6 protein-coding genes are annotated in these 7,204 nt (G+C 68.6%); all 6 read left to right on the plus strand.

Annotation, left to right across the window (positions count from 1 at the left end; genetic code table 11):
• The first annotated feature begins 115 nt into the window (after positions 1 to 115).
• The 6 genes from FF041_RS17105 to FF041_RS17130 all read left to right on the plus strand — a co-directional run bounded on the left by FF041_RS17105 (position 116) and on the right by FF041_RS17130 (position 6,870).
• Positions 116 to 1,276 (plus strand): ROK family transcriptional regulator, encoded by a 1,161-nt coding sequence (locus FF041_RS17105; RefSeq protein ID WP_153523614.1) that lies wholly within the window; start codon positions 116 to 118, stop codon positions 1,274 to 1,276.
• A gap of 132 nt (positions 1,277 to 1,408) precedes the next feature.
• A complete protein-coding gene (locus tag FF041_RS17110; protein WP_153523595.1) occupies positions 1,409 to 2,746 on the plus strand; it encodes an ABC transporter substrate-binding protein in 1,338 nt (445 codons plus the stop codon).
• 14 nt (positions 2,747 to 2,760) lie between these two features.
• Positions 2,761 to 3,702: a carbohydrate ABC transporter permease gene (locus tag FF041_RS17115; RefSeq protein ID WP_153483270.1), complete on the plus strand. Its 942-nt coding sequence runs from the start codon at positions 2,761 to 2,763 to the stop codon at positions 3,700 to 3,702.
• Positions 3,703 to 3,704: 2 nt separating this feature from the next.
• Entirely contained in the window at positions 3,705 to 4,604 is a 900-nt protein-coding gene (locus tag FF041_RS17120) for a carbohydrate ABC transporter permease (protein WP_153523596.1), read from the plus strand.
• An 8-nt stretch (positions 4,605 to 4,612) separates the two neighbouring features.
• A complete protein-coding gene (locus FF041_RS17125) occupies positions 4,613 to 5,878 on the plus strand; it encodes a 6-phospho-beta-glucosidase (protein ID WP_153523597.1) in 1,266 nt (421 codons plus the stop codon).
• A complete protein-coding gene (locus tag FF041_RS17130) occupies positions 5,869 to 6,870 on the plus strand; it encodes an N-acetylglucosamine kinase (protein ID WP_323391970.1) in 1,002 nt (333 codons plus the stop codon). Before FF041_RS17125 ends, FF041_RS17130 begins: the two co-directional genes overlap by 10 nt.
• Positions 6,871 to 7,204: the final 334 nt, after the last annotated feature.

A 7,204-nucleotide genomic window follows, 5' to 3' on the forward strand; every position in this document is an offset into this window, starting at 1 on the left:
CTTTCCTAACAGTCCAGGTGACAGCGTCAGCAGCGGAAAGGCGGGTGCATCCGGCGTGGCCGAAACCACTCCCACCCCGGGAACCACTCCCGGCACACCGCGGGTCCTCCGCGCCATGAACGACCGGGCCGCGCTCGATCTGCTGCTGGCACACGGTCCCCTCTCCCGGACCAAGATAGGCAAGCTCACCGGTCTCTCCAAGCCCACCGCGTCCCAGCTGCTGGCCCGGCTGGAGACCGCCGGGCTCGTCGTCGCCACCGGGACGACCGAGGGCCGGCCGGGCCCCAACGCCCAGCTGTACGAGGTCAACGCACGCGCCGCCTTCGCCGCCGGGCTCGACGTCACCCCGCTGCGTATCCGGGCCGCGGTCGCCGACATCGCCGGGAACACCGTCGGCGAGTTCGAGCTCCCCACCCCCGGGCGGCGCACGGAGAGCGCGGTGGCGCGGGTCGCCGAGGCGCTCGACGGAGCCGTCAAGGCCGCCGGGCTCACCCGGGACGATGTGCGCCGTCTCGTCATCGGCACCCCCGGCGCCTTCGACCCCTCCACCGGGCGGCTGCGGTACGCCTCCCATCTGCCCGGCTGGCACTCCCCCGCCCTGCTGGACGAGCTGGCCGCGGAGCTGCCGATGCCCGTCGAGTACGAGAACGACGTCAACCTCGTCGCCGTCGCCGAACAGCGGCTCGGAGCCGCACGCGGCCTCGCGGACTTCGTCCTCCTGTGGAACGAGGAGGGCCTGGGCGCGGCCCTGGTCATCGGCGGACGGCTGCACCGGGGCTTCACCGGGGGCGCGGGCGAGGTCGGCTTCCTGCCGGTGCCCGGCACCCCGCTGGTCCGGCAGGTGACCAAGACCAACAGCGGCGGCTTCCAGGAGCTGGCCGGCGCCCAGGTGCTCCCCCGGCTGGCCCGGAGGCTCGGCGTCGCGGACGTGGGCCAGGGGCACTACGCGGAGGTGGCGTGCGCGCTGGTGGCACGGGCCGCGGAGAGCGACTCGGGGCCGTACCGCGCCTTCCTCGACGAGTACGCGACCGGGCTCGCGACCGGACTCGCCTCCATGGTCGCGATGCTCGACCCCGAACTGGTGGTCCTCTCCGGTGAGGCGATCACCGCGGGCGGGGAGCCGCTGCGCGCCCGGGTGCAGGCGGAGCTCGCCGAGCTGGCCGCGTCCCGGCCGAGGCTGGTCATCGGCTCCGTACGCGAGCACCCGGTTCTGCGGGGCGCGCTGGAGAACGCCCTCGCCGCGACCCGCGACGAGGTGTTCAACACCTCCCGCTGACTCCCCCGCCCCTTCCGCCCCTTCGAACCTTCGAACCTTCGACCGCAGCACGGCACCACAGGCACTTCCCTCAGTAGTACGACAGGCACTTCCCCGTCCCTCAACCCCGACCCGCCACTGGGAGACACCGCCATGTCCATACGCACCAGGAAAACCGCCGCCGCACTCGCCGCCACCGCCGCGATATCCCTCTTCGCCTCCGCGTGTACGGGATCGACCGAGACCGAGGCCAACGACGATCCCAACGCCGAGACCACCCTCACCCTCTGGCACGGCTGGTCCGCGCCGAGCGAGGTCAAGGCGATGAAGGAGAACGTCGAACGCTTCGAGGCGGCGCACAAGAACATCAAGGTCAAGATCGTCGGCAATATGACCGACGACAAGATCAACCAGGCGCTGCGGGCCGGCGGGTCCAGCGCACCGGACGTGGTCTCCTCCTTCTCCACCACCAGCGTCGGAAAGTTCTGCTCCACGGGCGCCTTCGTCGACCTCAATCCCTTTCTGAAGAAGTCGGACATCGACCCGGCCAAGGTCTTCCACAAGCCGCTGCTCGACTACACGCAGTTCGAGGGCAATCAGTGCTCGCTGCCGCTGCTGAGCGACGCGTACGGCCTCTACTACAACAAGGACGCCTTCAAGGAGGCGGGGATCACCGAACCGCCCAAGACCTGGAGCGAGTTCGACAAGGTCGCGAAGAAGCTGACCAAGACCAAGGGCGACAGCTATGAGCAGCTCGGCTTCATGCCGAACTACCACGGCTACGAGACGACCATCTCGCACTATGCCCCGCAGTGGTCCCCGACCTACTTCGACGCCGACGGAAAGTCCAATATCGCCAAGGACCCGGCGTTCCGCGACATGATCTCCTACCAGAAGAAGCTGGTGGACAAGCTCGGCGGATTCCCCAAGCTGAAGAAGTACCGGAACACCTTCGGCGACGAGTGGGGCGCCAAGCACCCCTTCCACACCGGCCAGGTCGCCATGCAGATGGACGGCGAATGGCGGCTCGGCATGGCCAAGGACGCCGGGGTGAAGTTCGAGATCGGCACCGCCCCGCTGCCCGTGCCCGACGACCAGATCGCCGACTACGGCAAGGGCTATCTCTCCGGCACCATCATGGGCATCGCCTCCACCAGCAAGAAGCAGAACGCCGCCTGGGAGCTGGTGAAGTACATGACCACCGACACCGACGCGGTGGTGGCCTTCTCCAATGGAATCCGCAATGTGCCCTCGACGATCGAGGCGCTGAAGTCGCCCGACCTCAAGCACGACCCGTCGTTCCAGACCTTCATCGACATCGCGCAGCACCCCAAGTCGAACTCCAGCCCCGCCAATGTGGACGGCGGCGCCTACCATCTGACGCTCCAGGATGTGGGGCTGCGCTATGAGTCGGGCAAGCTGACGGATCTGCAGTCCGGCCTGGAGAAGGCGGCCCAGCAGATCGACACCGACATCGCCAAGCTGAAGTAGCGATCAGAACAGCGATGACCACTCACACCCTGCGTTCGAAGCGCCGCAGGTCGGCGCTTCGGACGGTGGCCTTCCTCTCGCCCTGGCTGATCGGCTTCGGGCTCTTCTTCGCCTATCCGCTGATCTCGACCGTCTACTTCTCCTTCACCCGGTACGACGGATTCCGACCGCCGGTCTTCAACGGTCTGGACAACTGGACCTATGTGTTCAGCGACTATCCGATGTTCTGGCCGGCCCTGCGCAACACCCTGTGGCTGGTGCTGGTCATGGTCACCCTGCGGGTGATCTTCGGGCTCGGCATCGGACTGCTGATCACCAAGATCAAGACGGGTACCGGAATCTTCCGCACCCTGTTCTATCTGCCCTATCTGGCCCCGCCGGTGGCCGCGACGCTCGCCTTCGTCTTTCTGCTCAACCCGGGGACGGGGCCGGTCAACACCATGCTGGAGTGGGTCGGCCTCTCGCCCCCGACCTGGTTCACCGACCCCGACTGGTCCAAGCCCGCGCTGACGCTGCTGGCGCTCTGGGGCGTCGGCGATCTGATGGTCATCTTCATGGCGGCACTGCTCGACGTGCCCAAGGAGCAGTACGAGGCGGCCGAACTGGACGGGGCCTCGGCCTGGCAGCGATTCCGCTTCGTCACCCTGCCCAATATCTCGCCGATCGTGCTGTTCGCCGTGGTCACCGGGGTGATCGCGACCATGCAGTACTACACCCAGCCACTGGTCGCGGCGAAGGTCGCGTCCGGCAATATGGGCGGCAGCGGGCAGCTGTTCGAACCCGGCTATCCCGAGAAGTCCACACTGACCCTGCCGCAGATCGTCTACAACGCCGGATTCCAGCGTTTCGACTACGGCACGGCGGCCGTCGTGGCCCTTGTTCTGTTCGCGCTCGCCATGGTCTTCACCGCTCTTCTGATGCGGCGGCGCGGCGGCCTCATCCAGGTGGGTGACTGAGTATGGCCCAAGTGCTCGACAGAGAGCCCGCGGTGAAGAAGGCCACGGCCGATACACCCGCGGCGCGCACCGCCCGCCGCAAGGCGCTGCTGCACTGGATCGCCGTGCACTCGCTCGGCATCGCCGCGGCGCTGTTCTTCGTACTCCCCTTCGTCTTCGTCGTCCTCACCTCGCTGATGAGCAATCAGCAGACGCTCACCCGGGATCTCATCCCGACCACCTGGGAGTGGAGCAACTACTCCAAGGTGCTCGATACACCCGGCTTTCTGACCTGGTGGCGGAATACTCTTCTCTACGCCGGAGTGGGGACCGTGCTCACGGTCGTCTCCTCCATCCCGGTCGCCTACGCGCTCGCCAAATTCCGCTTCCGCGGCCAGCGGCTGTCGATGATGCTCGTCATCTCGATGATGATGCTGCCGCCCCAGGTGATCATCGTCCCGATGTATCTCTTCTGGGCGAAGCAGCTGGATCTGGCCGGCACCCTCTGGCCGCTGATCATTCCCATGGCGTTCGGCGACGCGTTCGCGATCTTCCTGCTGCGGCAGTTCCTGCTCACCATCCCCAACGAGTACATCGACGCGGCGAAGGTGGACGGCTGCGGCGAACTGCGGACCCTGCTCAAGGTCGTCCTGCCGATGGCCAAGCCGGGAATCGCCGCGGTGGCGCTGTTCCAGTTCTTCTATGCCTGGAACGACTACTTCGGTCCGCAGATCTACGCCTCGGAGAACCCCGCGGCATGGACGCTGAGCTATGGCCTGGAATCCTTCAAGGGAGCCCACCATACGGACTGGAATCTGACCATGGCCGCGACCGTGATGGTCATGGCCCCAGTGATCCTCGTCTTCTTCTTCGCCCAGAAGGCGTTCGTCGAAGGCGTGACACTGACCGGAGTGAAGGGCTGAAAGGAAAAATGAAGCTCGCAGTCGTGGGTGGCGGATCCACCTATACCCCTGAGTTGATCGACGGCTTCGCCAGGCTGAGGGACACCCTCCCCATCAGCGAGCTGGTCCTCGTCGACCCGGCCGCCGACCGTCTCGAACTGGTCGGCGGACTGGCCCGGCGGATCTTCGCCAAGCAGGGCCACAGCGGAACCATCGTCACCACGTCCGATGTGGACGCGGGCGTCGCGGACGCCGACGCGGTACTGCTCCAACTGCGCGTCGGCGGCCAGGCCGCCCGGCTCCAGGACGAGACCTGGCCGCTGGAGTGCGGCTGCGTCGGCCAGGAGACCACCGGCGCGGGCGGCCTCGCCAAGGCGCTGCGCACCGTCCCGGTCGTACTGGACATCGCCGAGCGGGTGCGGCGCACCAACCCCGACGCCTGGATCATCGACTTCACCAACCCGGTGGGGATCGTGACCAGGGCGCTGCTCCAGGCCGGTCACAAGGCGGTCGGACTGTGCAATGTGGCCATCGGCTTCCAGCGCCGATTCGCCGCACTGCTCGACGTGGCCCCCTCCGAGGTCCATCTCGACCATGTGGGACTCAACCATCTGACCTGGGAGACCGGCGTACGGATCGGCGGGCCCGAGGGCGAGAACCTGCTGCCCCGGCTGCTGGCCGAGCACGGCGGCTCGATCGCCGACTCGCTGAGCCTGCCCCGGCCGCTGATCGACCGCCTCGGCGTGGTCCCCTCGTACTATCTGCGCTACTTCTACGCGCACGACGAGGTGGTCCGGGAGCTCGGCACCAAGCCGTCGCGGGCCGCCGAGGTCGCCGCCATGGAGAAGGAACTCCTGGCGATGTACGGGGACCCGGCGCTGGACACCAAGCCGGAGCTGCTCGCCAAGCGCGGCGGCGCGTTCTACTCGGAGGCGGCGGTGGATCTCGCCGCCGCCCTGCTGAGCGGGGGCGGCAGCCCGTACCAGGTGGTCAACACGGTCAACAACGGCACCCGGCCCTTCCTCCCCGACGACGCCGTCATCGAGGTACAGGCGGCGGTGGGCCGACAGGGCGCGGCTCCGCTCGCGGTGCCCGCGGTCGACCCGCTGTACGCGGGGCTGATCGCGAATGTCACGGCCTATGAGGATCTCGCGCTCCAGGCTGCCCTGCACGGCGGGCGGGACCGGGTCTTCAAGGCGCTGCTCTCGCATCCGCTGGTCGGCCAGTACGAGTACGCCGAGGCGCTCACGGACAAGCTGATCGCCCACAACCGGGAGCACCTGGCGTGGGCGTGACCGCTTCAGTTCTCGCGATCGACGCGGGCAACAGCAAGACCGACGCGGCCCTGATCGGGGCCGATGGGTCGGTGCTCGCGTCGGCGCGGATCCCGCGCGGCTTCCAGCCTCCCAAGGTCGGCATCCCGGCGGCGGTCGATGTGCTGGCCGCCGCCGTCGAGGAGGCTCTGGCGCGGGCGGCCGAGGCGTCGGGGGAACGGATCGACCGGGTGGAGCATGTGTCGGCCTGTCTCGCCAACGCCGATCTCCCGGTGGAGGAGGAGGAGCTGACGGCCGCGCTGCACCAGCGGGGGTGGGGCCGGACGACCCAGGTACGCAACGACACCTTCGCGGTCCTGCGCGCGGGGCTCGACGAGCCCCGGGGCGTCGCGGTGGTGTGCGGCGCGGGCATCAACTGCGTGGGGATGCTGCCGGACGGCCGCACCGCCCGCTTCCCGGCGATCGGCAAGATCTCCGGGGACTGGGGCGGCGGCGGGGGCCTGTCGGACGAGGCGCTGTGGTACGCGGCCCGGTCCGAGGACGGCCGGGGCGAGCGCACCGAACTGGCCCGTACGCTCCCGGAGTACTTCGGGCTGGACTCGATGTACGCGCTGATCGAGGCGCTGCACCGGGGAGGCGTCCCGTTGGAGCGCAAGTACGAGCTCACTCCGGTCCTCTTCGCCACCGGGGCGCGGGGGGACCGGGTGGCCGCCGCCCTGGTGCGGCGGCTGGCGGAGGAGGTGGTGGCGATGGCGGCGGTCGCGCTGACGCGGCTGGAGCTGCTCGACGAGGAGGCTCCGGTGCTGCTCGGGGGCAGTGTGCTGACGGCCCGCCATCCGGAGCTGGACGCGCAGATCGCCGAGCTGCTGGCGGCGAGGGCCCCGAAGGCGGTGATCGAGGTGGTGGAGGCGCCTCCGGTGCTGGGGGCGGCTCTTCTGGGCTTCGACCACACGGGCGCTCCGGCGGAGGCGCACGCGCGGCTGCGGTCGCAATACCTCGCGGGTCGTCGCTAGGGGCCCTTGGGGTGCTTGGGGTGCTCGGGGTGCTTGGGGTGCTCGGGGTGCTCGGGGCTCTGAGGTCTTGAGGCTTTGCAGGCTTTGAGGTCTTGGGGCTTGGGGGGGCGGGCGCGGGCGTCGTGGAGACGGGGCGCGCGGACCGCACCCTTAAGCGGACCGCACCCTTAAGGGGCCCCGGAGCTGACCCTGATTCCCCGGGCGGGACCCTCGGCACGGGAACCGATCACCCGCCCGGGGCGTATTCAACGTGGGGGACATCACCAGCGGTTCAGCAGTGTCAGCACAAGATCCAGTCAATGGAGCTGTGTTCACCGGCCATCACGGCCATACT

Origin of the sequence: Streptomyces jumonjinensis, assembly GCF_009600885.1 — a bacterium.
Lineage (GTDB): Bacteria > Actinomycetota > Actinomycetes > Streptomycetales > Streptomycetaceae > Streptomyces > Streptomyces jumonjinensis.